At 61.0% G+C, this 24,800-nt stretch carries 23 protein-coding genes; 17 read left to right on the forward strand and 6 right to left on the reverse strand.

Features of this window, described 5'->3' with window-relative positions; all coding sequences use genetic code 11:
* The first annotated feature begins 1 nt into the window (after window position 1).
* The 10 genes from J2046_RS04510 (at window position 2) to J2046_RS04555 (ending at window position 12,865) form a co-directional block, all read left to right on the forward strand.
* Entirely contained in the window at window positions 2-1,309 is a 1,308-nt protein-coding gene (locus J2046_RS04510) for a lipopolysaccharide biosynthesis protein (RefSeq protein WP_233469575.1), read from the forward strand.
* Entirely contained in the window at window positions 1,306-2,463 is a 1,158-nt protein-coding gene (locus tag J2046_RS04515) for a GNAT family N-acetyltransferase (RefSeq protein ID WP_233469541.1), read from the forward strand. The genes J2046_RS04510 and J2046_RS04515 overlap by 4 nt, the downstream gene beginning before the upstream one ends.
* 112 nt (window positions 2,464-2,575) lie before the next feature.
* Window positions 2,576-4,240, forward strand: a complete 1,665-nt coding sequence (locus tag J2046_RS04520; protein ID WP_233469542.1) for a GumC family protein — start codon at window positions 2,576-2,578, stop codon at window positions 4,238-4,240.
* Window positions 4,241-4,242: 2 nt separating this feature from the next.
* Window positions 4,243-5,583, forward strand: coding sequence for an O-antigen ligase family protein (locus J2046_RS04525; protein ID WP_210049890.1), 1,341 nt, complete (start codon window positions 4,243-4,245; stop codon window positions 5,581-5,583).
* On the forward strand, window positions 5,576-6,349 hold the full coding sequence (locus J2046_RS04530; protein ID WP_210049892.1) for a polysaccharide deacetylase family protein: 774 nt from the start codon (window positions 5,576-5,578) through the stop codon (window positions 6,347-6,349). The genes J2046_RS04525 and J2046_RS04530 overlap by 8 nt, the downstream gene beginning before the upstream one ends.
* Entirely contained in the window at window positions 6,346-7,608 is a 1,263-nt protein-coding gene (locus tag J2046_RS04535) for a glycosyltransferase family 4 protein (RefSeq protein ID WP_411828461.1), read from the forward strand. The genes J2046_RS04530 and J2046_RS04535 overlap by 4 nt, the downstream gene beginning before the upstream one ends.
* A 420-nt stretch (window positions 7,609-8,028) precedes the next feature.
* Complete coding sequence (locus J2046_RS04540; protein WP_233469578.1) at window positions 8,029-9,141, forward strand: glycosyltransferase family 4 protein; 1,113 nt, start codon at window positions 8,029-8,031, stop codon at window positions 9,139-9,141.
* Window positions 9,142-9,151: 10 nt separating this feature from the next.
* Window positions 9,152-10,219 carry a glycosyltransferase family 2 protein gene (locus J2046_RS04545; RefSeq protein ID WP_210049893.1) on the forward strand — a complete coding sequence of 356 codons (1,068 nt, stop codon included), beginning with the start codon at window positions 9,152-9,154 and terminating at the stop codon, window positions 10,217-10,219.
* Window positions 10,146-12,314, forward strand: coding sequence for a glycoside hydrolase (locus J2046_RS04550; protein WP_210049895.1), 2,169 nt, complete (start codon window positions 10,146-10,148; stop codon window positions 12,312-12,314). Before J2046_RS04545 ends, J2046_RS04550 begins: the two co-directional genes overlap by 74 nt.
* 338 nt (window positions 12,315-12,652) lie before the next feature.
* Window positions 12,653-12,865 carry a hypothetical protein gene (locus J2046_RS04555; RefSeq protein WP_210049896.1) on the forward strand — a complete coding sequence of 71 codons (213 nt, stop codon included), beginning with the start codon at window positions 12,653-12,655 and terminating at the stop codon, window positions 12,863-12,865.
* Between the two features lie 138 nt (window positions 12,866-13,003).
* Here the strand turns inward: J2046_RS04555 and J2046_RS04560 are convergent, their stop codons facing one another.
* Complete coding sequence (locus J2046_RS04560) at window positions 13,004-13,516, reverse strand: ferritin-like domain-containing protein (RefSeq protein WP_210049898.1); 513 nt, start codon at window positions 13,514-13,516, stop codon at window positions 13,004-13,006.
* A 320-nt stretch (window positions 13,517-13,836) separates the two neighbouring features.
* Here J2046_RS04560 and J2046_RS34205 point away from each other — a divergent pair, with 320 nt between their 5' ends.
* The 3 genes from J2046_RS34205 to J2046_RS04570 all read left to right on the forward strand — a co-directional run bounded on the left by J2046_RS34205 (window position 13,837) and on the right by J2046_RS04570 (window position 15,866).
* Complete coding sequence (locus tag J2046_RS34205; protein WP_152601170.1) at window positions 13,837-14,016, forward strand: hypothetical protein; 180 nt, start codon at window positions 13,837-13,839, stop codon at window positions 14,014-14,016.
* 35 nt (window positions 14,017-14,051) lie between these two features.
* The gene (locus tag J2046_RS04565) at window positions 14,052-14,255 is read left to right on the forward strand and encodes a hypothetical protein (protein ID WP_210049900.1); all 204 of its coding nucleotides are present in this window, start codon (window positions 14,052-14,054) and stop codon (window positions 14,253-14,255) included.
* Between the two features lie 105 nt (window positions 14,256-14,360).
* Entirely contained in the window at window positions 14,361-15,866 is a 1,506-nt protein-coding gene (locus J2046_RS04570) for a phospholipase D-like domain-containing protein (protein ID WP_210049902.1), read from the forward strand.
* On the opposite strand, the gene J2046_RS04575 is transcribed toward J2046_RS04570, so the two are convergent.
* Window positions 15,846-16,787 carry a putative bifunctional lysylphosphatidylglycerol flippase/synthetase gene (locus tag J2046_RS04575; protein WP_210049904.1) on the reverse strand — a complete coding sequence of 314 codons (942 nt, stop codon included), beginning with the start codon at window positions 16,785-16,787 and terminating at the stop codon, window positions 15,846-15,848. The genes J2046_RS04570 and J2046_RS04575 overlap by 21 nt on opposite strands.
* 65 nt (window positions 16,788-16,852) lie before the next feature.
* On the opposite strand from J2046_RS04575, the gene J2046_RS04580 reads away from it, so the two are divergent.
* On the forward strand, window positions 16,853-17,605 hold the full coding sequence (locus J2046_RS04580) for an endonuclease/exonuclease/phosphatase family protein (RefSeq protein WP_210049905.1): 753 nt from the start codon (window positions 16,853-16,855) through the stop codon (window positions 17,603-17,605).
* A gap of 2 nt (window positions 17,606-17,607) precedes the next feature.
* Here J2046_RS04580 and J2046_RS04585 read toward each other — a convergent pair whose 3' ends face one another.
* From J2046_RS04585 to J2046_RS04595, 3 genes are all read right to left on the reverse strand, one after another.
* Window positions 17,608-18,288: a phosphoribosyltransferase gene (locus J2046_RS04585; RefSeq protein ID WP_210049906.1), complete on the reverse strand. Its 681-nt coding sequence runs from the start codon at window positions 18,286-18,288 to the stop codon at window positions 17,608-17,610.
* A 192-nt stretch (window positions 18,289-18,480) separates the two neighbouring features.
* The gene (locus J2046_RS04590) at window positions 18,481-18,750 is read right to left on the reverse strand and encodes a hypothetical protein (protein ID WP_210049907.1); all 270 of its coding nucleotides are present in this window, start codon (window positions 18,748-18,750) and stop codon (window positions 18,481-18,483) included.
* A 217-nt stretch (window positions 18,751-18,967) separates the two neighbouring features.
* Window positions 18,968-19,531, reverse strand: a complete 564-nt coding sequence (locus J2046_RS04595) for a helix-turn-helix domain-containing protein (protein WP_233469543.1) — start codon at window positions 19,529-19,531, stop codon at window positions 18,968-18,970.
* Window positions 19,532-19,626: 95 nt separating this feature from the next.
* On the opposite strand from J2046_RS04595, the gene J2046_RS04600 reads away from it, so the two are divergent.
* Together J2046_RS04600 and J2046_RS04605 are read left to right on the forward strand one after the other, a co-directional pair.
* Window positions 19,627-21,000 carry an LLM class flavin-dependent oxidoreductase gene (locus J2046_RS04600; RefSeq protein ID WP_210049908.1) on the forward strand — a complete coding sequence of 458 codons (1,374 nt, stop codon included), beginning with the start codon at window positions 19,627-19,629 and terminating at the stop codon, window positions 20,998-21,000.
* 4 nt (window positions 21,001-21,004) lie between these two features.
* Complete coding sequence (locus J2046_RS04605; RefSeq protein WP_210049909.1) at window positions 21,005-22,237, forward strand: MFS transporter; 1,233 nt, start codon at window positions 21,005-21,007, stop codon at window positions 22,235-22,237.
* A gap of 46 nt (window positions 22,238-22,283) precedes the next feature.
* On the opposite strand, the gene J2046_RS04610 is transcribed toward J2046_RS04605, so the two are convergent.
* Window positions 22,284-23,801 carry a globin-coupled sensor protein gene (locus tag J2046_RS04610; RefSeq protein ID WP_210049910.1) on the reverse strand — a complete coding sequence of 506 codons (1,518 nt, stop codon included), beginning with the start codon at window positions 23,799-23,801 and terminating at the stop codon, window positions 22,284-22,286.
* Between the two features lie 346 nt (window positions 23,802-24,147).
* Between J2046_RS04610 and J2046_RS04615 the strand changes: the two genes are divergently transcribed.
* The gene (locus J2046_RS04615) at window positions 24,148-24,789 is read left to right on the forward strand and encodes a TetR family transcriptional regulator C-terminal domain-containing protein (protein WP_210049912.1); all 642 of its coding nucleotides are present in this window, start codon (window positions 24,148-24,150) and stop codon (window positions 24,787-24,789) included.
* The last annotated feature ends 11 nt before the right edge of the window (window positions 24,790-24,800 follow it).

The following is a 24,800-nucleotide window of genomic DNA, read 5'->3' on the forward strand; positions in this document are numbered from 1 at the left end:
CATGCCCCACTCGATCGGAAAGCTGCTGCGCTACCGCGAACTCGTGCCGATGATCGTGTCCTATGCAGCTTCCGGCGGCAGTCTGATCGTCAGTTCGGCGGCACAGCTCCTGACGTTTGCGATCCTCGCCCGGTCTCTCGGCGTGCATGAATTCAGCCTGTTCGTGGCAATCACCGCCGTTTCATTGATCGCCGTGCATCTCTGCGGCGTCGGCGCCACCGAATGTCTGGTGCGGCGCGTCGCCCGCGACCATGCGATGTATCCGGCGATGCTGGGGCATAACATCATCCTGATCTCGGTAAGCGGCATCCTGCTCGTCGTCATCGGCGCGATCGTCCTGCCCTTCTTCTTCGAAGTTTCTCCCAATGCGGCTGTGAACAGCATCGAAATCGCCATGATGCTGGTGACCAACATCATCCTGGTGCGCAGCATCCTCCTTTCCGAACAGGCCTTCATCGCGTTTTCGGACTTCGGTTCGGCCAACAAGGTGGTGATGGGCTTCGCGCTGATCCGCACTGCAGCCGCCGTGCTGGCCTGCCTCGTTTTCGGCGTCTCGACGCTCTCCGGCTGGATCATCTGGCAGTTCGCCGCCCATGCGATCATGCTGGCCTTCTGCATCAGGGCACTTCGCAACCTCGGCCGGCCGCAATTCCGGATCGTCCGGGAAGAGTTGCAGCTCGGCCTCTTCTTCAGCATTCCGTTCATTCTGAAGGCGGCGCGCCAGAACGCCGACCTGCTCGTGCTCAGTCTCGTCGCCACGGCCGAGATCGTCGCAAGCTACAGCGTCGCGCGGCGGATCATCGAAAGCAGCTACCTGTCCGTCGACGCGCTGAACCGCATCGTCTATCCAGGCACCGCCAAAGCGAGCCTTGGCGGCCTGCATCACGCGACGGAGAGAGTCTCGAAAATCTTCGCGGCGGCGATCGCGATCAGCATCGGCGCTACGATTGCGGTCTATATCCTCGCACCCGTGCTGCCCTATCTCTTCGGCCACGACTACACCTCGCTGGTGCTGTTCGTCCGCATCCTCTGCTGGGTCGTCATCCCGGTAACGTGCTGGTCGATCGCGGTAGAGGCTCTCGGTGCAGCCGGCCACCAGGGGGCACGCGCGTCCGTCCTTGGTCTGGGCAGCCTGCTCGGAGCGGCAATAGCCGCGTTGGCCACGTGGTACGCACCACCCACCGGAACCTTCGTCTCGTATTATGTCATCGAAATCGCGATGGCGCTCGCCGCCTGGGCGGTCTATTCCCACATGGTCGGCAAGAGCAGGAAACAGGCAGGCCTTGCGGTTGGGGAGCCTGCCGAATGAATCTTCAGCCAGGCATCATGCAGACGCTTCGTCCTCAAAACCCTGTCGCTGCTCGTGAACATGCCCATGGCGTGCGCCCGATGGAGGTTGCCGATGTTCAATCCGTCGGGCGGCTTTTCAACAAGGCATTCCGCAGGAAAAACGAAGAACCTCGCCCGGATCTCCTCGACTATCTCGATCGCGTTTTCCTTAAGAACCCCGGATATGAGCCGGATTACGGCAGCATCGTGCATGAGGATGGCGCAGGCCGCATCGACAGCGCTCTGCTTGCACTTCCGATGGCCTTTCACGCTGCGGGCCGCCGGATCACAGCCCGGCTTCTGTGCGCCTTCATGGCGGATGGCAAGGCAGGGTTTGCGGGTGCTGCGAGACTGGCGCGGGCGGTCCGCCTGTCGCAACCCGACCTCTGCTTTTCCGACAACGCCTCCCCCGTCAGCGCCGATCACTGGACGACGGGCGGCGGCTTCATGCTGCCGATTCAAAGCCTCGAATGGCGCCGCACCTTCCGGCCCTTCCATACCGGGTTCAATCGGGTCCGGGAAAAGCTGCCGCTTGCCCGGCATCTGCCGCTTTCCCCATTCCTGAAGCCTGCCGATCTCGCCGCCAGGCGCCGCTTCGCAGCCTTCACGCCGCCGAGACCCGAGGGCACGGCTTCCATCGAGGCCGGCTTCGACGAATTCTTCGCCTGCGCCGGCAGGATGACCGAGCGCTTTGCCATCCGACCGGACTGGTCGCGCGACGACCTGCTCTGGCTGATGGACACCGCCGCATCGAACATCTCGCTCGGCCGGCTCCACTGCAAGCTCGTGGTAAACGGCCAGGGCGTCACGATCGGCTGCTACCTCTTCTTCGGCAAGCCGGGCGAGGCGGCGCATGTGCTCAACATCCTCTGTCTCGAAGGCCGCGAATTCGATGTCGTCGGGCAGATGTTCGCCGATCTCGCCACATCCGGTTATGCCGCCGCCCATGGCACGGCTCAGCCTTTCCTGATGAATGCGCTGATGCGTCAGCGGCAGATGAGCTTCAAGCATCGCGGCTATTTCTGCATGGTGACCCGGCATTCCGATATCCGTGAAGCGGCAACCCGCAACGACATCTTTGTCGGCGGCCTGGCATCCGAAAGCTGGAGCCGCCTTCTGACGGACTTTCGATAGGACCAATGCCTTGGTTAACGCGATATTCATCGTGCTGACCTAGTGATTGAAGCGACGTTATTTGCTGAAACGCGGTCTCTCCGATGCGAAGGCTGCATGGCTGGAGGTGTGCATGTACCGGCCGAAGGAGCCTGAGAACCAACGACCGGCATCATATGCCGCGTCCACCGGCCAGGGCACCGGCATGCCTTATCGCGGCTCGCTTCTCGATCGTCTCAATGACGACCGGTTCGAAACCGGAAAGCGGATCGAGGATGAGCGCGATGACGATCATGACGAATACTGGCGGCGCCCGACCCCGCGGCAGCCAGCGCCGGACCGTTTCGAGGAACCCGAAAAACCGGAGAAATCCTCGCTCGATGGCGTCATAGAGGCGCAGGTCCGCAGCCTTTCGGAAATCACGCCGGGAGACATTCTCTCCTGGCTGCGCGGCGGGCTGCGCTGGATCATCGTCATGACCGTCATTGGCGTGATTGCGGCCTTCCTCTATTCAGCAACCGCCACGCCCCGCTACACCGTCTATACGGACCTCATCATCGATCCGCAGAACCTCAACGTCGTCAACGATGATGTCTTCGCCTCCAACCCTCAGCGGGATTCGCAACTGCTGGAGGTCGAAAGCAGGCTGCGCGTGCTCACCTCCCGCAATGTCCTGATGCAGGTCATCCGGGACATGAAGCTGACCGAGGACCCCGAGTTCACCAAACCGAGCCTGCTTGCGCCGCTGTACCGGCTGATTTCCGGCAACCGACCGGCCGGCGACAAGGAACTCGGCGTCTTGATGGAACTCGGCGACCGGGTGAAGGCAGGCCGGGAAGAGCGCTCCTTCGTGGTCACGCTCTCGGTCTGGACCTCCGATCCGGAAAAATCGGTCAGGCTTTCCGAGGCGATCGTCCGCGCCTTCGAGGCGGAACTCTTCGAATCCTCCGCCGACAGCGCCGGCCGCGTCGCCGCAACGTTGACCGGTCGGCTGGACGAGTTGCGCGCCGCCGTGACGGACGCGGAGGAAAGGGTCGCGCAGTTCAGGCGCGACAACAATATCCAGGAATCCAATACGGGCGAGCTGGCCAGCACCCGTATTTCGAGCGCACTCGACACCCAGGTCCTCGACGCGCAACAGAAGTTGATCCAGGCCGAGGCGCGCTACAACCAGATGCGGTCCGCCGTCGCCGACAGGCGTACGGTCACCGCGACCGTGTTCGACTCGCCCAGTATGGAAACGCTGAGGGCCAGCTACAACACGCTGCAGCAGCAGATCGGTTCGCTGACCCTTACCTATGGTGCACGGCATCCGCGCCTGATCTCCATGCAATCCGAAAAGACCGCGCTCGAAAAAGCCATAGCCGACGAGGCGAACCGCATTCTTCAAAGTGCCAGGACCGACGTCGACGAAGCCCGCTCGACGCTCTCCCAGTTGCGCAGCAAGGCGGACGCGGAACGTTCGACCGTCTTCACCAACAACGACGCCCAGGTACGCCTCAGGGAACTGGAGCGGGATGCGCGCGCCAAGGCCGCCGTCTACGAGACCTATCTCGGCCGCACCCATCAGATCACCGAGCGCCAGCAGATCGACACGAGCAACGTGCGGGTCATATCCCCGCCCGTGCCGCCGAAGACGAAAAGCTGGCCGCCGCGCACGCTAATCCTGCTTGTGGCAGGCGCGATCGGCGGCTTCATGGCCGGTACTGGCCTTGCTCTGATACTGGGATTGTGGGGGCATCTCGGCGATGCCCGTGAACGCTTTGCCTATACGCAGAGATACGCATTGGGGGGTTGACCATGCGCAGCCCCGCCGCCGCAGCGATAAGTTCATCTGAGATCGATCATCGCAGCATGATCGGTTCGCTGCTGTTCATCGCCATATTCCTGTTCGTCGCGATATCGATCAATCCTTTCTACGATCTGACATTGCCTTCGTCCGCGAGCATCGAAACCGACAATTCCAGCAGGCTCAACCAGCTCCTGTTCATCTTCCTGCCGCTCGGCGCAGTCGCCTGCGCCATGATGACTCCGATGCGGGGCACGCTCCTGCAGCCGTGGTGGCTGATGCTGACACTTTTCCTCTGGCTTCTGTTCGTGTCGCTTATCTCGAACCACAGCTTCAACAGCCTCAAGGCGCTGTTCGTCACATCGCTGATCGTCGTTGGCGCCAATGCCTGCCTGTTGCTGCCGCGTTCCGAAACCCATTTCGCCAAGCTTCTGGCGATTGGAACGCTTGCCTGCATCGGGCTTGCCTATTACGGTATCTACTTTCTGCCGTACTTTTCCATCCATTCGGCTGCAGAGGTTTCCGAACCCATGCATGCCGGGCTATGGCGCGGCTATTTTCCGCACAAGAACAATGCAGCGGCCGCCATGGTGCTGTTTGCCTTCTGCGGCATATTCATCATGCGAACCTGGTCGCGGCTGGTGGGCCTGACAATAGTCGTCAGCGCAACATGGTTTCTCATGCACACCGGCGGCAAGACCGCTTCGGCCATGCTGCCGGCAATTATCCTGCTGGCCTGGCTGTTCGAGAAATTCCCGCTCCTGCGCATCCCGCTTTCCTTGGGCGGGGTCGCAGCCTTCAACCTCGTCGCCGTCGGCGCCGCCCTTTCCCCGGCCCTGGGCGAACTGGTGACAAGCCTCGGCGTGGATGCGACCTTCACCAATCGCACCGATATCTGGCGGCTGGCCTTCAACGCGATTTCGCAATTCCCGATGACCGGTTTCGGCCTCAAATCCTTCTGGCGCACGCAGGAACTGGTCTATGGCGGTGAAGGTCTGGAGACCTGGGCGATCCAGGCGTCGCATGCGCATAATTCCTATGTGGAGATCCTGCTGATCGGCGGAATACCCGCCCTCGTTCTTTCCTTGATCTGGTTCTTCGCGGTGCCGCTGCGGAGCTTTTCGAAGATCGGCGTTCAAGGAAAGATAAGTCATAGCGGACGGCTTTTCCTGCGCATCTGGCTTTACATGATCTTCACCACGTGCCTCGAAAGCCTCCTTTATGAAAGTTCGGCCGGCTACATCATCGGCTGGTTCCTGTTCTGCATGGCGATCTTCGGGCTCCGCTATGAGGCGAATGCGGTCCATATCGAGGGGGAATCGATGCGAAGAGGGAAGCCAGCCCATGCCTGACGCATTGGAGGCAATGGGCAGTTTGATCGATCGGGTGAGCAACCGGCTCATCTGGAAGATGGCACCGCGAACCCGTACGGTCGCAACCGATGTTCCAATCGTCTCGTTCACGTTCGATGACGTGCCGGAAACGGCCCTGACCCACGGCGCGGCGATCCTGGAGAAATACGATGCGCACGGCACGTTCTACATCGCCGGTGGCATCGAAGGTCGGGTCGAACCGGACCGGACCTTGATCAGCCGCGAAGGCTCTCTTGAGCTTTTCCGCCGGGGCCACGAGATCGGATGCCATACATTCGCCCATCGTCGCGTCCGCTCCTACGGCTCAGCACTGGCCGACGACCTTGACAAAAGCGCCCGCTATCTGCGTGGTATCGGCATTCCCCGCCCGGCCACTAACTTCGCCTTCCCCTATAACGCCGCATGGCCGCCGGCACGCCGTGAACTTGCCAGCCGCTACCGGACCTGTCGGGGAGCAGGCGAGGCGATCAACCGCGGCGCAGTCGACCCGCTGATGCTGCAAGCGGTGGAAATCCGTCAACCCGAGGAACATGCGCACGGGCTGACCTGCTGGATCGATGAGGTTGTGAAGAATCCTGGCTGGCTCATCTTCTTCACCCACGACATTACCGAAACGCCGACGCCTTTTGGCTGCACGCCGGGGACTTTCGAACATCTGGTCCGTCATGCCCATCAGCGTGGATGCCGCATTTTGACGATAGAGGCGGCAGCGCGCGCCCTGGGCTGGGAGGCTGATCCACGATGAACGCTCCAATGAATGTCCAGGTGACGATGGCGGGCACACGTCGCCTTCTCAACATCAACAATTATTTCTACCGGCGCGGCGGCGCCGAGGCGGTGTTCTTCGACCATACGGCGCTTTTCGAAGAGATCGGCTGGGATGTTGTGCCCTTTGCCATGCAGCATGAAAAGAACCTGCCTTCGCCATGGTCGGACTATTTCGTATCCGAGATCGAATACGGCCGCGAGATCGGCTTGAAGGACAAGGTCGTGCAGGCCGCGAAGGTCATCTATTCTTTCGAAGCGCAGCGCAACCTGAAGCGCCTGATCGACAAGGCACGCCCTGACATCGCACACGCGCATAACATCTATCATCATATCTCGCCGGCGATCTTCGCCACCCTGAAAGATGCCGGCATTCCGGTGGTGATGACGGCTCATGACCTGAAACTCGCCTGTCCCTCCTACAAGATGCTGCGCGACGGAGCGATTTGCGAAGACTGCAAGGGCGGCCGCATTCACAACGTCGTCGTCAACCGCTGCGTCAAGGGCTCGCTGCCGCTGAGCGCCGTGGTTTTCGCCGAGACGCTTCTCCATCGAACCCTCGGCCTCTATCGCAACAAGGTCGACCGCATCGTCGTGCCGAGCCGCTTCTATTGCGAAAAACTGATCGAATGGGGCTGGCCCGCAAAAAAGCTGGTCCATATCCCGAACTTCGTCGATGTGGATCATTTCTCCACCGACTGGACGGAGGGCGACTATTTCGTCTTTGCCGGACGCCTGGCGCCCGAGAAAGGCATCGCGACGCTGATCCGTGCCTGCGCCAGGGCGGGTCAGAAACTGGTGATCGCGGGAGCCGGACCGGAGGAAGCGGCTCTGAAGGAAATTGCGCATTCGACCGGGGCCGATGTCACCTTCGCCGGTTACCTGTCGGGCGAAAATCTCTTCCGGCTCATCGGTCAGTCGCGCGGCCTCGTCCTGCCTTCCGAATGGTATGAGAATGCGCCGATCAGCATTCTGGAAGCCTATGCGCTCGGGCGCCCGGTCGTCGGTGCCGCAATCGGAGGCATCCCGGAAATGATCCGAGAAGGCGAGAGCGGCCTGACGGCTACCGCCGGTTCGGTGGACGGCCTGGCAGAGGCGCTTGCAGGTCTCGCCTCCCGTCCGGCCGCCGAGCGGGCGGCAATGGGACGGGCGGGCCGCGCCTGGATTGCCGCCGAATTCTCACGGGCGGCCTACCGCCGGAAAACGCTTGATCTTTACCAATCCCTTACCGGGATTTGACGGTCGCAAAAGCCGATTCCCAAAATAGGTCGAGTGTCTTCAAACTTTTCTGCCGCTTTGCTCAATAACTGCACAACTCCTTTAAAATCTTAGGGTTTTTCTTGCCGGTATAAGAAGGTTCCCTCCGTAGAACCGACGCTAGGAAATGATTTCTGGTATCGGTAGATGGACAAGAAAATCAACACGTCGAGCAAACGGCACCCGCAGTCTGCCCGGAAGCTTCCGGAGAACCTGTCGTCGCTCGAACAGATCCCTGCGCAGTTGCTGCAGGCCCAGGCTCTTCCGCGCCCCGATCCGGCCGGACAGCGCCGCATCGAACGTGTCGTCGTGGGCCAGGCACCACGCCTCTCCCCGGTCCTGCCGGACGTCGTCAGCGCTCCCGACATCCTTGTGGGGCGTGAGACCGCTCGCCAGCGCGTCATGATGCTTGGCCTCCGGGGCATCCCGAATGTGCAGGGCGGCGTCGAAAAACATGTCGAAATGCTTGCCCAGGAACTCGTCGCACGCGGCTGGGACGTCGAAGTGCTAGGCCGCCGCCAGTATCTCGCCGAACAGAAGGGTTCGATCTGGCGCGGCATCCGCATCGCGCCGCTCTGGGCGCCAAAATCGATGCTCTTCGAGGCCTTCGCCCATACGCTCATCGGTGTCCTCCATGCCGCCGTCCGCCGTCCTGACATCCTGCATATCCACGCGGTCGGCCCCGGCCTGCTGACCCCGCTGGCGCGTCTTTTCGGACTGAAGGTGGTGATGACCCATCACGGCTACGATTACGACCGCGAGAAATGGAGCCCGACGGCAAAACGGGTGCTGAAGCTCGGCGAGCGGCTGGCCATGCGCTTCGCGAACGCCAGGATCGCCGTCTCGCGCGATGTGGCGGAGACGATGAAGCGTCGGTACGGCGCAAAGGTTGCCCATGTCCCGAACGGCGTGACGGTGAGGCCAAGCCTCGTCGGCAAGGCCACGCTCGACCGGTTCGGCCTACAGCGTCGCCGCTACATCGTCATGGTCGCCCGCTTCGTGCCCGAAAAGCGCCAGACCGACCTGATCGCCGCATTCGGGAAGCTGAAGCAGACAGACTGGCAGCTGGTCCTGGTTGGCGGCGCCGATCATCGGGGCACGACCTATGCAAAGGAGATCGAGGAGATGGCGGCACGCGTTCCAAACGTCGTGCTGACTGGCTTCCAGAGCGGCGAAGAGCTGGCCGCACTGTTCTCGCAGGCAGGGCTCTTCGTCCTGCCGTCGATTCACGAAGGCATGCCCATTTCACTCCTCGAAGCCATGGGTTACGGCCTGCCGGTGCTGGCAAGCGATATCGTCGCCAATCACGAGGTGGAGCTGCCGCCGGAAGATTATTTCCCCGCCGGGAATGTCGACGCCCTTGCCGAGGCTCTGGCACGCAAGATCGCCGAGCCCTTCGGTCACCAGACTGCCCTGTCGCGTATTCGGGAAATGGAACGGACCTATGCCTGGCCTTCCATCACCCGCAGCACGCTGGAGGTCTACCAGTCCGTGGCATCCACTGGGAAAAAATAAAGGAGCGACCGTGAGCGTATCGGTCATCATCAAGACGCTGAACGAGGAAAAACGGATCGCCCGCACGATCGAATTCGCGCTGGCAGGCCTGCCTGGCGGTCGCGGCGAGGTGATCGTCGCCGACAGCGGCTCGTCGGACGCCACCATCGAAATCGCATCGCGTTATCCGGTCCGCATCGTCCAGATCGAAAATCCGGCACGTCCGAGCTGCGGCATCGGCCCCCAGCTCGGCTTCCAGTATGCGCGGCACGATTTCATCTGCCTGATCGACGGCGACATGGATCTCGATCCCGAGTTCATCCCCGAGGCGCTTGCCTATCTCGACCGTTATCCAAAAGCCGGCGGCGTGACGGGCCATGTCGAGGAAATGATGCTCGACAATCTGGAATATACGCGCCGCGTCCAGCGCAATGCGCCGGAAAATCGCGCCGGCGCCATCGACCGGATGAACGGCGGCGGGCTTTATCGTCGTGCTGCGGTCGAGAGCATCGGCTACCTGACGGACAGGAACCTGCACGGATACGAGGAGTTCGACCTTGGCATCCGGCTTCGCCATGCGGGCTGGAGCCTCTTCCGCCTCGACCGCCGCTTCGTCCGACACTACGGCCACAACGTCAATTCCTATCGCCTGCTCGTCCGCCGCTGGAAAACGAAATATCTCTTCGGCATCGGCGAATTGCTGCGTGCCTCGTTCGGAAAGCCCTATTTTGCCCGGCTGTTGACGGAATTGCCGGAGCTCCGGCTCTGGGCACTGGTATCGGCCTGGATCCTCCTTTCGCTCGGATTGCTGATCGCCATCCCCGACAAGCTCCTTGCGCTGGAATCGGTGCTCGGTATTTTCGCGGCCGTCGTTGCGCTGATGTCGTGGCGGAAGGGTAGTTTCAAGCTCGGACTTTATACGGTAGTCGCCTGGCTGTTCCACACAATGGCGGTGCCCTTCGGCTTTTTCGCCCCGCGGCGCGATCCCGGCGGATGGGTGGAGAGCCGGGAGATCGGAGACGGAAATGAAAAGACTGGTCCGCATCCTGGCAGCGGCGCTCGCGCTCACGATTTCGACCAGCCCAGCCTGGCCGGCTGACTGGCTTCCGGTCCGGGAGATTTCGCTTACCATCGCTCCCGGCAGCCCGCTCGATTTTTCCGGCGTCCTTCCGAATGGCCCTATTGACGGGGATAGCCGGCTTGTCGCCGGAACGAACGGCCATCTGGCAAAAGCCGGCCCGCCGGACAGGCCGGCCCGCCTGTTCTGCGCCTCGCTCGCGTGGAGTCCGGCATCCGGCGGCTTTCCGAACCACGCGGACGCGGATGTCTATGCCAGACAGCTCGCCATGCATGGCTACAACATCGCTCGCTTCCATTTCATCGACGGAAGCCTGATGTTCGACCGGCAAAGGGACTTCGACTTTGATCCGGAAATCCTCGATCGCATCCACTACCTGATGGCTGCGCTGAAGAGGAACGGCATCTACTGGATGGTCGACGGGCTCACCTCCTGGCGCGGCGGTTATGGCGGTCATGACGACCGGTGGGCGCCCTCCGAAGGTCTCAAGCTCGAAGTCAACTATCAGGACAGGGCCTTCGCCCACTGGAAAAGGCTGGTCACGGATTTCCTCACCCGGGTCAATCCCTACACCGGCATCGCCCCGATCCGCGACGACGCGCTCGCCATGGTGATCCTCGTCAACGAAAACAGCATGGAATTCGAGACGGTTGTCCACGACCGGGCAGGCCGCCCCTACCCGGACAGCCTGCGCCAACCATTCAACATCTGGCTGCGCGAACGCTACGGCTCGACCCAGGCGCTCAGGGCCGCATGGCCGGACCTTCGGGCGAACGAACGGCTGGAAAATGCCTCGGTGCGCCTGCCCGTCGAACGTTATGCCGATAGTCCGCGCCTGCGCGATCTGCAGGCATTTTTCGTTGACACCGAAAAGGGCGCCGTTGCCCGCATGACCAGGGTCATGCGGGACCTCGGTTATCGCGGCCTCGTCAGCGATTACAACAACTGGCCAACGGTGCAGACCGGGCTCACCCGCCAGAACCTCGAAGCCGTCACCATGAACACCTACCAGGACGGCGTGATGAGCTATGAGCCCGGAGCGAAGATCAAGAACGAAAGCTCGCTCGCCGATGCCGGCTCCTACATGCGCATGGCCGCTGCAAGCCGCTGGCTCGGCAAGCCTTTCGGCATCACGGAATACGATCATCTCTTCTGGAACCGGTATCGCTACGAGGCCGGCCTCGTGATGCCCGCCTATGCAGCCTTGCAGGGCTGGGACATGCTCTGCCGCCACGGGCACGGACCGATCGCCCTGCAATACGGCGAGCCCTTTCCTCACAAGCGCGCCATGCTGCCCTATGCGATCGCGCTCGATCCGGTCGCCCGCGCCGGTGAAACGCTCGCCGCCCTCCTCTTCCGGCGCGGCGATGTCTCCGTCTCACGCAACACCTTTCCCTTCCTTGTCCGCGGCGAGGAGGACCTGACGGATGACATGCAGGCGGCCGAGCCTGACGCCCTGACCGTGCTGTCGCTCGTCTCCCGCATCGGCCTCAGACGATCGGACGGATTGCGTGAGCCGCTTGCGGTCAACCAGCCGCGCGGCGAGGCAGACGCCGGCAAGCTGCTGGCCGCAATGAAGACCGCAGGCCTGCTACCGGAAAACAATCGCAGCGACCCGGCCCGGGGCATCTTCCAGAGCGATACCGGAGAACTACTCCTCGACAGGGATAAGCGCAGTCTGACGCTATCAACGCCGCGCACGGAAGCCGCCGCCTTCGCGGCGCTGGATGGCCCGATCGATCTCGGAACGATCCGCATCGAACGCGGGGACGGCGACGCGCTTTTTGCGGCCTCGGCGCTCGATGGGGCCGCATCTCTGGCGACGGCGAAGCGCATGCTGCTGATCTTCGCCACCGACGCCCGCAACACCAACATGCGGCTCCAGGATCGAGAGGAAAATGTGATCGAGGATTTCGGCACCTTGCCGGTCTTGATCCGCAAGGGCACGCTTTCGCTTGAATTCAAGCATCGAACCGGTCGCTGGCGGCTCTCGCCGGTCGGACTGGACGGCGTCGTGCACGCGCCGCTCGAAAGCGGCAATGGACCGCTGCGCTTCGACCTCGACAACGACACGCCGGCTGGCCCCGCCACATTCTTCCTGCTCGAAACAGACTGATCGTTCGGGCGCGGACCTGGGATGTCTTTCCAGAGAACATAGCCCTCCAACCCGACCAAGACCAAGCATTCGCGGAAACGCGGACCGGGTAGCAAAGCCGTGCAGACAGAGCAGTTTTACGGTCACGAGGCACACCATCTGGACGAGTAGAAAGCACGCGCATTCACGAGCGGGTGAAAACGGAACAAAACCACCCGCTCCAGACCGATCCGTCTTCGTTCTTCGCTTGCAAAGGGTAGGAGAAAGAGTCATCTTTCGGGCATCGCCAGCTATGGATAAGGGCAGCGGCGACTGGAAGACAGGAGCGCTTTCGCCCCCAGATAGTGGAGGCTGAAAAGATGAATCCGGCAGTTCTGACAAGTACTTTCGAACCGAATGAACTTGCATTTCTCAAACGTCTTTTTGACGGTCTCTGCGCCGAGCGCGGGCTGACCGGTGGAAGCCTTGCCGCCAACGACCTTGCAGCACGGATCATCCAGCTTTACCAGCAGGGCGTGCGGGATGAAAAAGACCTGCAAATCCAGTTGGATTGCGGAGCTTTGAGAAACTGACATCGCGGCTGGGAGAGTTGGAGCGCTGGGCCGGGTAGAGTCAGGACATCCTGCTCGGGTTTCCTCCCGCATCAGCTTTGCTTCGGCTAAGAGGACTCTCTTAAAAAGGTCTCATCATCCATTATGGCCGGTCAAAGGCTATCTCTTGGCCATAAGGTCGCGTTCGTCCCGCATCAGAAATATGCGAGTGATCGGATCGAGATTGGCTTCCAGCCAGTCTGCCATGGCAATTTCTTCCGCGAGGATGCGCTCGAAGACGGCTTTCGCCTCCATCTCTTCGAGTTCGTCGGCTGCAGCAATCAACACGCGATAGCTGGCTATTTCCAGATGCTCGAACGCATAGCTCGTCATCGCTCCCCTGACGACCTCGTCGCTGGTAAGCATGCCGCCGACACCCTGGGCCTTCGCGGCAAGCTTCGCCGCCATGTCCTTGAGCGTCGCTGCGCCGGTCCAACCCGATAGATGGTCAAGCAGGTCCTTCAAGGCCTGCGCATGCGCCTCCGTTTCATGAAGATGCTGGACGATCCTGGCCTTGAGGTCGGGGTAGCTCTCTATCCGGCGCGATTGGTCGGTCAGCATGGTGACCGCCTGTTCCTCCATAGCATGGGCCGCGCGAAGCCATGCCAGGAAATTGTCTCGAGCATGTGCCATTCCCATTTCCTCGCAAAACCGGTTTCCCGCTCGGCAGACGGATGGCAAGCAGTTTACTAGCCATAAGGGCAAGATCATGACACGGACAACCGGAACGAACTCAAATCCTCGGAGCCAATATTTTGGTGCTGCTGTTGCTGGCGGCCGGGCATTACCTCAGCGGCATATCGAACGACACGGCACAGGGAAGCGACCCCACAAGCACCGGCTCCACGAACCGATAGGGACTGTTGGATGTTGACGGTTTCCGGAACGGTGATTTGCGAGGAACAATCACCATGCCGGACGGTTGTGGCTGAGTAACAGGGAGTATTCTTATGATGCCTGATCCTCGCGAACCCAGCGAACAGCCGCCAATGCCGGCGCCTGTCTGGACCCCGGAGCCTCCGATCGAGGAACCGGAACCGGATCGTCTGCCGGATGAGGTGCCGGTGCCCAATCCTGATGAGAATCCCAACCCGCCAGCCCACATGCCGCCGGGCAACCCAACCGCACATTAAAGCGATACCGGCGCAAGCGCGCCGGGAGGGCAACTATGGATATCCATCGCCATACGCACTTGGACCACAGGCAGATACCACAAAAAGACAGCAGGACATCGGTGACGTCCGGGCTCTGGAAGCTGCTTGTCGCGGCAGTCCTCATCCTTCTCTCCTTGGTCGCCTCCATGGAAATTTTTGGAGACACGGGCGGTGATTTCGTCGCGCCGAACCCACCGCAGCAAACCGAAGGCGAATAGTTGCCGGCCCCCGCCCTCCGCTCTCTCCCGGAGCGGGATTGGCCTTCGGGAACAAAGGATAAAATTCACACGTTTCCTTATCAATTACACGACGAGGTGGTTGAGGTGGATACGAAGACACGATCGCTTTCTTTTCAGGAATCCATATTCAAATTCGAGCCCATCATCCGGCCGGGCCGCAACGCCTGGCGTAGCGCTATGGCGGAAAAGCTCGCCTTCCTTATCGACGGCGAGAATTATTTCTACCGGCTGGACCAGGTGTTGCGCCAAGCCAAGAGTTCGCTCTTCATCATCGGCTGGGATTTCAATCCCAACATCGTGTTGAGGCCCCACGATCCGGACGGAGAGACACTTGGTGGTCTTCTTCGCAAGCTGGTCGATGAAAAGCCCGCGCTCGAAATCCGCATCCTCGTCTGGGGCATGGGACCGGTCTATTCCGGCAAGAGCCTGAAGATTTTCGGCAAGATGGAATGGAGCGACCATCCCCGTATCTTTCTGCATTTCGATTTCGATCATCCGCTTCGCGCCAGCCATCACCAGAAGATCGTCGCCATCGACGACAACACGGCCTTCCTCGGCGGCATCGACCTGACGGCCCGCCGCTGGGACGACCGCAGCCATGCAGCTACAAATCCCCTGCGCTGCTCGCCAGATGGCACACCCTATGGACCGCTCCACGACATACAAACCATCATAACAGGCGATATCGCGCGATTGATCGGCGATGTGGCGCGACGGCGCTGGAAGAAGGCCACCGGCGAAGTCCTCACTCCCCAGCATATTCCCGGTGAAAAGCCTTGGCCGGCGGATCTCGAACCGGCGCTGACCCATTGCAGTACCGGCCTTGCCCTCACAGAACCGTGGAGGTGGAAAGGCCGCCTCGGCCACCGTGAAGCGATCCGCCTGACCCATGACGCGCTGCGCACCGCCAGGCGACATCTCTACATAGAGACCCAATACCTGGCCTCCTTTAGCGTGGCCCGCACCCTTGCCAGACGGCTCCGCCGGGCCGACAGCCCGGAGGTCGTCGTCATCGTCACCCGTGAATCCCACGGCTTCCTGGAGAAGCTGATGATGGGGCACAACCGAAACCGTCTGATCCGCCGTCTGAAGCGGGCCGACCGACACGGCCGGCTGCGTGTGTTCTATGCCGCCGTACCGGACGGCAAAGGCGGCGAACGGGAGATCATCGTGCATTCCAAGGTGATCATCGTCGATGATCGTTTCGCGCGTGTCGGATCGTCCAATCTGAACAATCGCTCGGAGGGACTGGACACAGAATGCGATCTTGCCGTCGAGACCGCCGATCCTGCCGGCCGGCAGGCCATCGCTGCTCTGCGCAACGACCTCCTGGCGGAACATCTCGATGCCGAACCGGCCGAAGTGGCACGGATCATCAACGAAACAGGCTCCATGCTGGCAGCTATCGACAGGCTTAACGTCAAGCCGCGCGGCTTGCGATCCTTCGATATCGATCCCGAAAAAGGCGAGACCGAATCCATGGTCGGCACCGGTATCATCGATCCGAAACAGCCCTTCTGGCCGATTCCCCTGATCCGAAGCGGACTTCGGAACTTCTTCTCCAGTCTGTCACATCACCGTCTGTTCTGAATACCTGCCGCCCCGATGGCGATAATAGGCTTCAGTCACGATGAAGATCGGCACGCCGATTGTCAGCGGCACGAAAAAATAGAGCACCCGGAAGGCGACCAGAGCGCCGATCGAGGCGGCCGACGGCAGGATGCCGAGCATCGTCGCCTCAAGGACTCCGAGCCCGCCCGGCACATGGCTGATGAGGGCAGCGATATTCGCGGTCACGTAAGCGCTCGCCACTTCAAGATAACCTGCGTCGGTGAACGTCGAGAGAAGCTGGCGGATCGCGGCGGCTACGCATGCAAAATTGAGCGCGCCAATGACGATCTGGCCTAGGGCAATTCTTGCTCCCGGCGGCTCGAAACGCCATGTCCGCAAGTGGAGAGGCCGGCGTACAAAGCCGCAAAGCAACAGATAAGCCGCCGGTATGGCAAGACAGAGGAGGCTCACGGCGATCCTCGCCCGGCCACCAAGCCCGATAAGGTTCGGCTCATCGCCCCGCTGCAGCAACAAGGCCAGACCGGCAAGCGTCGCAAGCCCCAGCCCGACCGTTATCCCGCAGAAGATGATGACCTTCGCAACCTCCTCGGCCGTCAGCCCCCAGCGCGAATAGAACCGATAGCGCACGGCGCCGCTGCTCAGGGCTGCAAGTCCGACATTGTGCCCGATAGAAAGCGCTGTGAACGAAGCAAGCGCCGTCTGCCGGTAGGCAAGCTGCTTGCCGGTGTAAAGCACTGCGAGGGTATCGAAGCCGGTCAGGCAGAGATAAGAGAGGACGACAAAGGAAAAGGCCGAAGCCAGCCGGAAACCGGCAATCGACTGGACCGATTCCTCGATTTCATCGAGGGTATAGCGGCCCAGGCTGCGATAGACGAGGAAGATTGCCAGGCAAATCGCCGCGCCGACGAGGAGCCTCACCATGTAACGTCTGAAGGTCATACCCTTTCCCGCGAGTGGTTATATGTGGACGGGAACGAAAAACCGGCAAAGGTGTTCCCCGCCCTATGAACGATCCGATAGTTCCGCCATCCTTCGACGGGCCTCGTCTGAAAATCCTGAGCTACAACGTCCACAGCTGCATCGGCACCGATCGCCAGCTTGACCCTGCGCGAGTGGCCGAAGTCATCGCAACTGTGGAACCCGATATCATTGGATTGCAGGAACTGGATGTCGGCCGCAGCCGCACCGGCGGCGTTGATCAGGCTCATGCCATCGCCTCTCTGCTGCGCATGGAATTCCATTTCCATCCAGCTCTCAACGTCGCTGAAGAACGTTATGGAGACGCCATCCTGACTGCTTTACCGGCAAGGATGATCAAGGGCGCAGGCCTGCCCTCCGTTGGCGAACCGCGTGGTGCGATATGGGTGGAGATCAAGGTCGGCGATCATTGCCTGCAGGTGGTCAATACGCATCTCGGACTGCGCGGCCGTGACCGGCTCAGCCAGATCAGCACGCTTCTCGGCCCCTCCTGGCTCGGGAGTCCCGCTTGCCATCGGAAACCTCGTATCCTGATCGGAGACTTCAATTCCACCCCGTCTACCGCCACCTACAAAATCGTCGCCCGCCGGATGGCCGACGTACAATCTCGTTTGAAGGCAAAACCCAGGGCAACCTTCCCTTCACGTTACCCGCTGTTGAGGATAGACCACATCTTCGTTTCCAGCGAGGTCACGCCGGTAGACGTACAGGTCATTTCGACGCCGCTGACGCGCCGCGCCTCCGATCACCTACCGCTTCTGACGACCATCCGTTTATGATTTCAATGGATCATCCGGTTCAGCCTTCGGGCTTCCTTCAGGAGACGCACGACATCCTGATCCGTCGTTTCCGGGAAATCGGCATAATGCGCGCTCACCGCCTCGAGGTGCTGCGGCGCAGACAGGCAGACGATGTCATCGACCTCTTCCCGCAGGGATTCCACAAGATCGCGCGGCGCGACGGGCACGGCGATCCGGATCGAGCCGACGCCCATTTCCTTCAGCGCATGGATGCCGGCACGGATCGAGTTCCCGTTGGCAATGCCGTCATCGACCAGAATGATATCTCGGCCCGCCTGATCGTGGTCCTGGGGCTCATCTTCACCGAAATATATGCGGTGCCGGCGTTCAATCTCGGCCAACTGATGCTCCCGCTCGGTGGCGAGATATCCCGGTGGGATCTGGAAACGGCGGGCAGCCTCTTCGCTCACCACCACATGTGGTTCCTTGCCGTCGACCACCGCCCCGATACCATATTCCGGATGGCCGGGTGCCCCGATCTTACGCACGATCAGGAGGTCAAGCGGCGCTCCCAGCCGCTGTGCGATCTCGAAGGCGACGGGCACACCGCCGCGAGGAAGTGCCACAACGACAGGATCCTGAAGCTGCACCGACTGCATCGCTTCCGCAAGCTGCCTGCCGGCATCTTCGCGATCGGAAAACGCGGGGGCCAAACCGGGCATGTCTTCCTCCCATAGCATGGCGGCGCGACCGCGGGCCACGCCTCCTGTTTCCTCCGGCACCAAGAGCATAACCACCACAGGGATGTGCGGCAACCTTAAGGCCGGTTTTAACTCCGATACGCAGCACCAGACGCCGCCATCCTTGCTATGTTCGCAGTTATGCTCCCGGCTGCAGCATGGAACTGCAGTCGCTCAGTGCTTCGACCGGGACACGAACTTGTTGAAGCGGCTGGTCTTTCCGGCCTCCGTTTCGTCCTGATAAAGGAAGGCGAGTTTGTTCTTGTCGAAGATCGAGAAGAAATCGTTCCATTCGATCTTCTCCAACTCTTCCTCCGGCTTGCCGAAGTCGACACGCAGGATGCCGCCTTCCCTGGCGCCCTTGACGCGGGCCAGGTGAGCGCCGCGGTCTTCGATCCACTGCCGGATTTCAGTGTGGTCCGTGGTCTCCAAGGCTTTGCTCATCGCTTTCGTTCTCCCTGTTGGTCGATTGCAGAACCGACGCCGCCGGGGATTGTTCCGTTTGCGAACACGAGATCGAAATCCAAAATGGAACAAAATTCACGAGTATGTGTTCACGGCGTGTCGGACGACGAACCTCCACGCGGCCGACAGCGTCATAAGTACCCTCCCCAACTGCGCTTCCCCTGTGCGGGAAGCGCTTTTTCTTTGCAGAGCCGTCTCAGCGTCTCGTCAGTGCCACCACATAGCGCGTTGGGATCTTGCCCGGATTGAAGAAGACGCAATCGACCGGCGGGCCGAGCAGCAGGCAATCCCCCTCGGAAAGATGATGCAGCGCTGCCCCTTCTTGAAAATCGAGCCGCCCCGAAAGCACCCAGATCTGCTGGTGCTGGAAAGCAAAGGCCGCTGCGGGATAAGGCACGCGCACGCCCGGCGGCAGCGAGACATCGATAAGCTCCAGCATGGAATTCGGTGGTGAGATGGCCCGGCGCGTGTAACCGGTTTCCGGGTCGGTCCAGACCGGTTGTTCTGCATGCGGGGCAATGCGCTCCTGTACCCGCTCCGCCAAGGCCAGCAAGACCGAAAGCGGCAGGCCGAAGGCACCGGAAAGCCGGCCGAGCACGGTCGCCGTCGGACTTGCCTCGCAGCGCTCGATCTTGCTGATCATCGCCTTGGAGACTCCGGAACGTTCCGCAAGCTCCGCAAGCGACCAACCGCGCGCTTCCCGCTCGATCTTCACCCGCATGGCAATCGCCTGAACCGGATCCTTCTGCACCTGCTGCAAAGCTGCTTGCCTTTCGTCAATCGTCTTTTATAGTGGACGCCAAAATCATATAAGAGACAAAATCCGTCCGCAATGAGAATAAAGGGAAGTTTATCATGGGGAATAATGGGACGCGCGAAATCCGTTTCAACGCTTTTGACATGAACTGTGTCGGCCATATTCAGCAAGGGCTATGGGCGCATCCCCGTGACCAGTCGCATCGATACGCCGAACTGCGCTACTGGACAGACTACGCGAAGACCCTGGAAGCCGGCCTGTTCGACGGCATTTTCCTGGCCGATGTCGTCGGCGTCAACGACGTCTATGGCGGCAGCAATACCGCAGCGCTGAAGCGTGCGGTGCAGGTGCCGGTCAACGATCCGATGATGCTGGTGCCGGCCATGGCCGCCGTTACGGAACACCTTTCGTTCGGTGTTACCGCCAACCTGACTTATGAGCCGCCTTTCCTCTTTGCCCGGCGCATGTCGACGCTTGATCAACTGACCGGCGGACGTATCGGCTGGAATATCGTAACCGGCTATCTCGACAGCGCGGCAAAGGCGATCGGCCTTGATACTCAGGCCGCCCATGACGACCGCTATGATCTTGCGGACGAATATATGGAGGTGATGTACAAGCTCTGGGAGGGAAGCTGGGAGGATGACGCGGTCATCTTCGACCGTCAGAGCCATCTTTATGCTCATCCCGAGAAGGTCCATAAGATCCATCATCACGGCAAACAGTACCGCATCGATGCGATCCATCTCTGCGAGCCGTCGCCGCAGCGGACCCCGGTCCTCTACCAGGCCGGCTCATCGACGCGAGGCCGACAATTCGCGGCGACACATGCCGAATGCGTTTTTGTCAACGGCCAGAAGATCGAAGGCGTGAGGGATATCGTCGACGACATCCGCGCCCGCGCCGTCGAATATGGCCGCAGGGCGGACGACGTAAAGGTGTTCATGGGAGCAACCATCGTCACCGGCCGCACGGAGAAGGAGGCGCAGGAGAAATTCGAGGATTATCGCGCCTATGTGAGTTCCGAAGGCGCACTCGTGCATGCCGCAGGCTCGCTCGGCATCGATCTTGCCAAATACGATCTCGACGAGCCGATTGAAACAGGCAAGAGTTCGGCGATTGTCTCGAATATCGAAGCCATGACCCGCACCGTCGGACCGCAATGGACCAGGCGCAAGCTCCTGGAACAGATGGTGCTCGGCAGCCGTCAGGCACCGATGATCGGCTCCGCCGAACAGATCGCCGACACCCTCGTCACCTGGGCGGAAAAGGCCGGCGTCGACGGTTTCAACCTGTCGCGCACCGTTGTGCCGGAGTGTTTCAACGATATCATCGAGCTCGTGATCCCGATCCTGCAGGAGCGCGGCCTCTACAAGACGAGCTATCGCGACGGCACGTTCCGTGAAAAACTGTTTGGAACACCGCGGCTGCCGAACCGGCACATGGCCACGAAATATCGCATGACGGGGTGAGATGATGACGACAGCGAAGTCCCTGGAACTTCAGGCCGAAGGCCGCTGGCGCATGCTTTCCCTGCTGTGCCTTGCGGTCGTACTGTCCTTCTCCACCTGGTTTTCGGCGAACGCCATCGCGCCGGACCTCAAACACGCCTGGTCGCTTTCCGAAAGCACGGCTGCGTGGCTCACCAACGGAGTGCAGATCGGTTTTGTCATTGGAGCGCTATCGGCGAGCTTCTTCAACCTGCCCGACCTGGTCCGCATGAACCGGCTGATGGCTGGTTCGGCTCTGCTTGCGGCGCTCTCCAATGCCGCGATTCTTCTGGAACCCGGCCCATTCGGTGCTGTCCTCTGTCGCATGGTCACCGGCTTTGCGCTGGCCGGCGTTTATCCGCCGGCGCTGAAGCTCGTCTCGACCTGGTTCATCTCCGGCCGGGGGCTGGCGCTTGCCGGGGTTATCGGCGCCATCACCGCAGGCTCATCGCTGCCGCATCTCTTCCGAGGCATGTCGTCTGCCATCGCCTGGCAATATGTCGTCCTGCTTTCGAGCAGCGCAACGCTGATCGGCGCCGTGGTCTTCCTCGCCTGCACACGGGAAGGGCCATACCCGTTCGGCAAGGCCTTGTTCGACCCGGCTCAGATCGGCCGGGTGCTGAAAGACCACAATCTGCTTTTGGTGAACGGTGGCTATCTCGGGCATATGTGGGAGCTTTACGCCATGTGGGCCTGGCTGCTCGCTTATCTGAGCGCCGCACTCGACGGCGGCAGCGGCATCAATAGCCAGGCCTCGCTTTTGACCTTTGTTGCCGTGGCCTCGGGCGTCATCGGCTGCTTTGCCGGGGGCCTCTTGTCGGACCGCTTCGGCCGCACCGCCACCACCGCCGGCCTGATGATCGTCTCCGGCACCTGTGCCCTCTTGATCGGCTTCGTCTTCGACGGGCCGTCCTGGCTGCTGACACTCGTCGTGATCGTCTGGGGCGTCTCGATCATCGGAGATTCCGCGCAGTTCTCCGCTGCCGTGACAGAACTCGCCGATCAGAAATATGTCGGCACCGCGCTTTCCCTGCAGATGGGCATGGGTTTTGCGCTCACCATCTTCATGATCTGGCTGATGCCGCATCTCGCGGAACTGCTGGGCGGCTGGCGCTGGACTTTCATACTGCTCGCGGTCGGGCCCATCTTCGGCGCAATATCGATGCTGATCCTGCGAAGCAGGCCGGATGCTATCCGAATGGCCGGCGGAAGGCGCTGACGCATGTCAAAGGGGCCGACGCGCCCATGGATCGTAATAGTGGACGTCAGGCAACGCGGCGGCTTTCCTCTTCCCGCTGTTGGCGATCGCGCGCAAGCCGTTCCATGCTGCGGGTCTTGAAGCCACGCAGCGCCGTCACCAATCGTTCCACCGCATCCCGAAGATCCGAGGTCCGTCCGAAGGTTTCCTGCACCATGGCGGAATTCTCCTGGGTGAGCTTGTCCATGTGGCTTAAAGCGCCGTTGACCTCGCGGAGGCCAAGGGATTGATGCCCAGCTTCAGTAGCGATGGTCTTCACAATGGCATTGATGTCGTCGATACGGTCAGTGATCTGGCTCAAAGCCGTGCCGGCATTGTTGACGAGGTCGACGCCCGCTTGAACCTGACGGGAACTGTCGGAAATCAGGTCCTTGATCTCCTTGGCGGCATCGGCGCAACGTTGGGCGAGTGCCCGCACTTCCTGCGCCACGACGGCAAAACCCCGTCCCGCTTCTCCCGCGCGGGCTGCCTCGACGCCCGCATTGAGCGCGAGGAGATTGGTCTGGAAGGCGATCTCGTCGATGACACCGATGATCTTGGAGATCTCGTCGGATGAGCGTTCGATCTCTCCCATCGCCGCGACTGCCTGTTTGACCACCGGACCCGAAGCTCGTGCTTCCGACAGCGCGACATCGACGGCAGCGGCCGCCTTGCCGGCGCCCTCGGCGGTGCCGGAAACGCTTTGCGTGAGCTGGTGCAGCGTCGCCGAGCTTTCCTCCAGTCCCTGCGCCTGCTCTTCTGTGCGCCGGGCGAGATCCTTGGAAGCCTGGGTGATCGCATTGGTGCTGGTGAGGATTTCCTCGCCGGATTGGCGGACCGTTGCCATCGTCAGGCGCAGTCTCTCGGCGCTGTTGTTGTAATCCTCAGCCATGCGGACGAAATTTGCCGGCAGGTCGGCGGAAAGCCGGCTTTCCAGATCGCCAACGGAAAGCCCCTTCAAAACGTCGTCCAGCGCCTGAAGCGCGATATCCTGCTCACGCTCGGCCGCCTGCTTTGCCTCCTCCGCCTGACGGCGTTCTGCGGCAAGGATATCTAGATAGGCGGAGATCGAATAATCCATGTCGAGCATCGCTGCCTTGACGAGCGTGCTGATTTCCTTGGCAAGCTTTTCGGAATTGCTGCGGCCGAAACGGGACGGCCAGTTGGCCGCCATCACCGCATGGATCAAGTGCTCAACGATCAACGCGTAGCCGCCGATATACCAGCGCGGATCAAGCCCGGTACGGGCATGCGCAGCACCGACCGCGCGGACGCCTTCCACATAATGTTCGTCGTATTTCGCTTCGCCTACGACGCGCCAATGGTTCATCTGGCGCTTCTTGGCGGCATCCATGTGTACCTTGTTCGAAAAGAAGCTGGCAACTTCCGGTGTCGATTGGACCTTTTTGTAGAAGGCATCGAGCCCCGGTGCCAGGCTGGCGCTGATGACCGGATCCAGCCGGCGAAGCGTATCACGCGCCTCTTGGTCCAGCCCGACGAAATCCAGGCGCTTCTGCAATTCGCGTTTCTCTTCAGCCGATGACATTCTGCAAAGCCCCGTTCCGCAGTGCCCTATCCGTACGAAATGTACGGGCGCCATATTGTGAACCTATGGTATACGATCCCTTAATAAGGTTCCCTGAAACCTGATGATTTGGCTTTTCGGGTAAATTAACGATCAGGCGCTGCGTGCCGGAAGAGATCGGCACTTGTGCGGCAATTATTCAAGCGTATAATAACGATGAAATCCGAAAAGAGCGGCCCGAGTTCGGAGTGGCCGGAAAGGTCCGCTCCGTTTTCCCGAGGGATGTCTTTATGAACGTCTACGGCTCGCGCGCCATGTCGACGTCTTTGTTGCGTGTTCTGACACGTCATCCGGACGAGGCCCGGAGATGACGGAGAACCGACGGACTTATCATCGTGCCAGCGAAGCCGAACGGCGTGAGGATCTGATCACCGCAACCCTCGACTGCATCGCCGAGTCCGGCATTCAAGGGGCCACGGTCCGCCAGATCGCCACGCGTGCCGGCGTGACAGGCGGGCTGATCCGGCATTATTTCACCGGCAAGGACCAGATGCTGCAGGCCGCCTACCGCAAGATGATGACCGGCATGACGGAAGCCGCTATCGCGGCGGCCATCGAAGGCGAAACGGCCAAGGCGCGGCTGCGACGCTTCATCGTCGCCAATGTCACGCCGCCGGTGACCGATCCGCGCACGCTTTCGCTCTGGGCCGCCTTCATCAGCCATATCCAGATCGATCCGAGCTTTGCTGCCATCCATCGCGAGAACTATCTGGCCTTTCTCGAAGCGCTGGAAACCCTGCTCACCGCCTTCTTCAAGGAGGAGCAACGTCTTGTGAGTTCGGATCAATGCCGCAGATATGCGATTTCGCTGAGCGCACTGGTCGACGGCCTATGGCTCGAAGGAACATTGGCCGCAGACATGTTCGCAGACAGGGAATTGGCCGAGAATGCGCTGAGTTCGGTGGAGGCGCTTTTGCATCTCCAGCCGGGCGAGCTTTCAGACGAATAACGACAAGAAAA

Origin of the sequence: Neorhizobium petrolearium, from assembly GCF_017873175.1 — a bacterium.
Lineage (GTDB): Bacteria > Pseudomonadota > Alphaproteobacteria > Rhizobiales > Rhizobiaceae > Neorhizobium > Neorhizobium petrolearium.

Bases quoted from the DNA above. Each gene is read 5' to 3' on its own strand.
- J2046_RS04510 (WP_233469575.1), top strand. From the start codon at position 2: ATGCCCCACTCGATCGGAAAGCTGCTGCGCTACCGCGAACTCGTGCCG.
- J2046_RS04515 (WP_233469541.1), top strand. From the start codon at position 1,306: ATGAATCTTCAGCCAGGCATCATGCAGACGCTTCGTCCTCAAAACCCT.
- J2046_RS04520 (WP_233469542.1), top strand. From the start codon at position 2,576: ATGTACCGGCCGAAGGAGCCTGAGAACCAACGACCGGCATCATATGCC.
- J2046_RS04525 (WP_210049890.1), top strand. From the start codon at position 4,243: ATGCGCAGCCCCGCCGCCGCAGCGATAAGTTCATCTGAGATCGATCAT.
- J2046_RS04530 (WP_210049892.1), top strand. From the start codon at position 5,576: ATGCCTGACGCATTGGAGGCAATGGGCAGTTTGATCGATCGGGTGAGC.
- J2046_RS04535 (WP_411828461.1), top strand. From the start codon at position 6,346: ATGAACGCTCCAATGAATGTCCAGGTGACGATGGCGGGCACACGTCGC.
- J2046_RS04540 (WP_233469578.1), top strand. From the start codon at position 8,029: ATGATGCTTGGCCTCCGGGGCATCCCGAATGTGCAGGGCGGCGTCGAA.
- J2046_RS04550 (WP_210049895.1), top strand. From the start codon at position 10,146: ATGAAAAGACTGGTCCGCATCCTGGCAGCGGCGCTCGCGCTCACGATT.
- J2046_RS04555 (WP_210049896.1), top strand. From the start codon at position 12,653: ATGAATCCGGCAGTTCTGACAAGTACTTTCGAACCGAATGAACTTGCA.
- J2046_RS04560 (WP_210049898.1), bottom strand. From the start codon at position 13,516: ATGGCACATGCTCGAGACAATTTCCTGGCATGGCTTCGCGCGGCCCAT.
- J2046_RS34205 (WP_152601170.1), top strand. From the start codon at position 13,837: ATGCCTGATCCTCGCGAACCCAGCGAACAGCCGCCAATGCCGGCGCCT.
- J2046_RS04565 (WP_210049900.1), top strand. From the start codon at position 14,052: ATGGATATCCATCGCCATACGCACTTGGACCACAGGCAGATACCACAA.
- J2046_RS04575 (WP_210049904.1), bottom strand. From the start codon at position 16,787: ATGACCTTCAGACGTTACATGGTGAGGCTCCTCGTCGGCGCGGCGATT.
- J2046_RS04580 (WP_210049905.1), top strand. From the start codon at position 16,853: ATGAACGATCCGATAGTTCCGCCATCCTTCGACGGGCCTCGTCTGAAA.
- J2046_RS04585 (WP_210049906.1), bottom strand. From the start codon at position 18,288: ATGCCCGGTTTGGCCCCCGCGTTTTCCGATCGCGAAGATGCCGGCAGG.
- J2046_RS04590 (WP_210049907.1), bottom strand. From the start codon at position 18,750: ATGAGCAAAGCCTTGGAGACCACGGACCACACTGAAATCCGGCAGTGG.
- J2046_RS04600 (WP_210049908.1), top strand. From the start codon at position 19,627: ATGGGGAATAATGGGACGCGCGAAATCCGTTTCAACGCTTTTGACATG.
- J2046_RS04605 (WP_210049909.1), top strand. From the start codon at position 21,005: ATGACGACAGCGAAGTCCCTGGAACTTCAGGCCGAAGGCCGCTGGCGC.
- J2046_RS04610 (WP_210049910.1), bottom strand. From the start codon at position 23,801: ATGTCATCGGCTGAAGAGAAACGCGAATTGCAGAAGCGCCTGGATTTC.
- J2046_RS04615 (WP_210049912.1), top strand. From the start codon at position 24,148: ATGACGGAGAACCGACGGACTTATCATCGTGCCAGCGAAGCCGAACGG.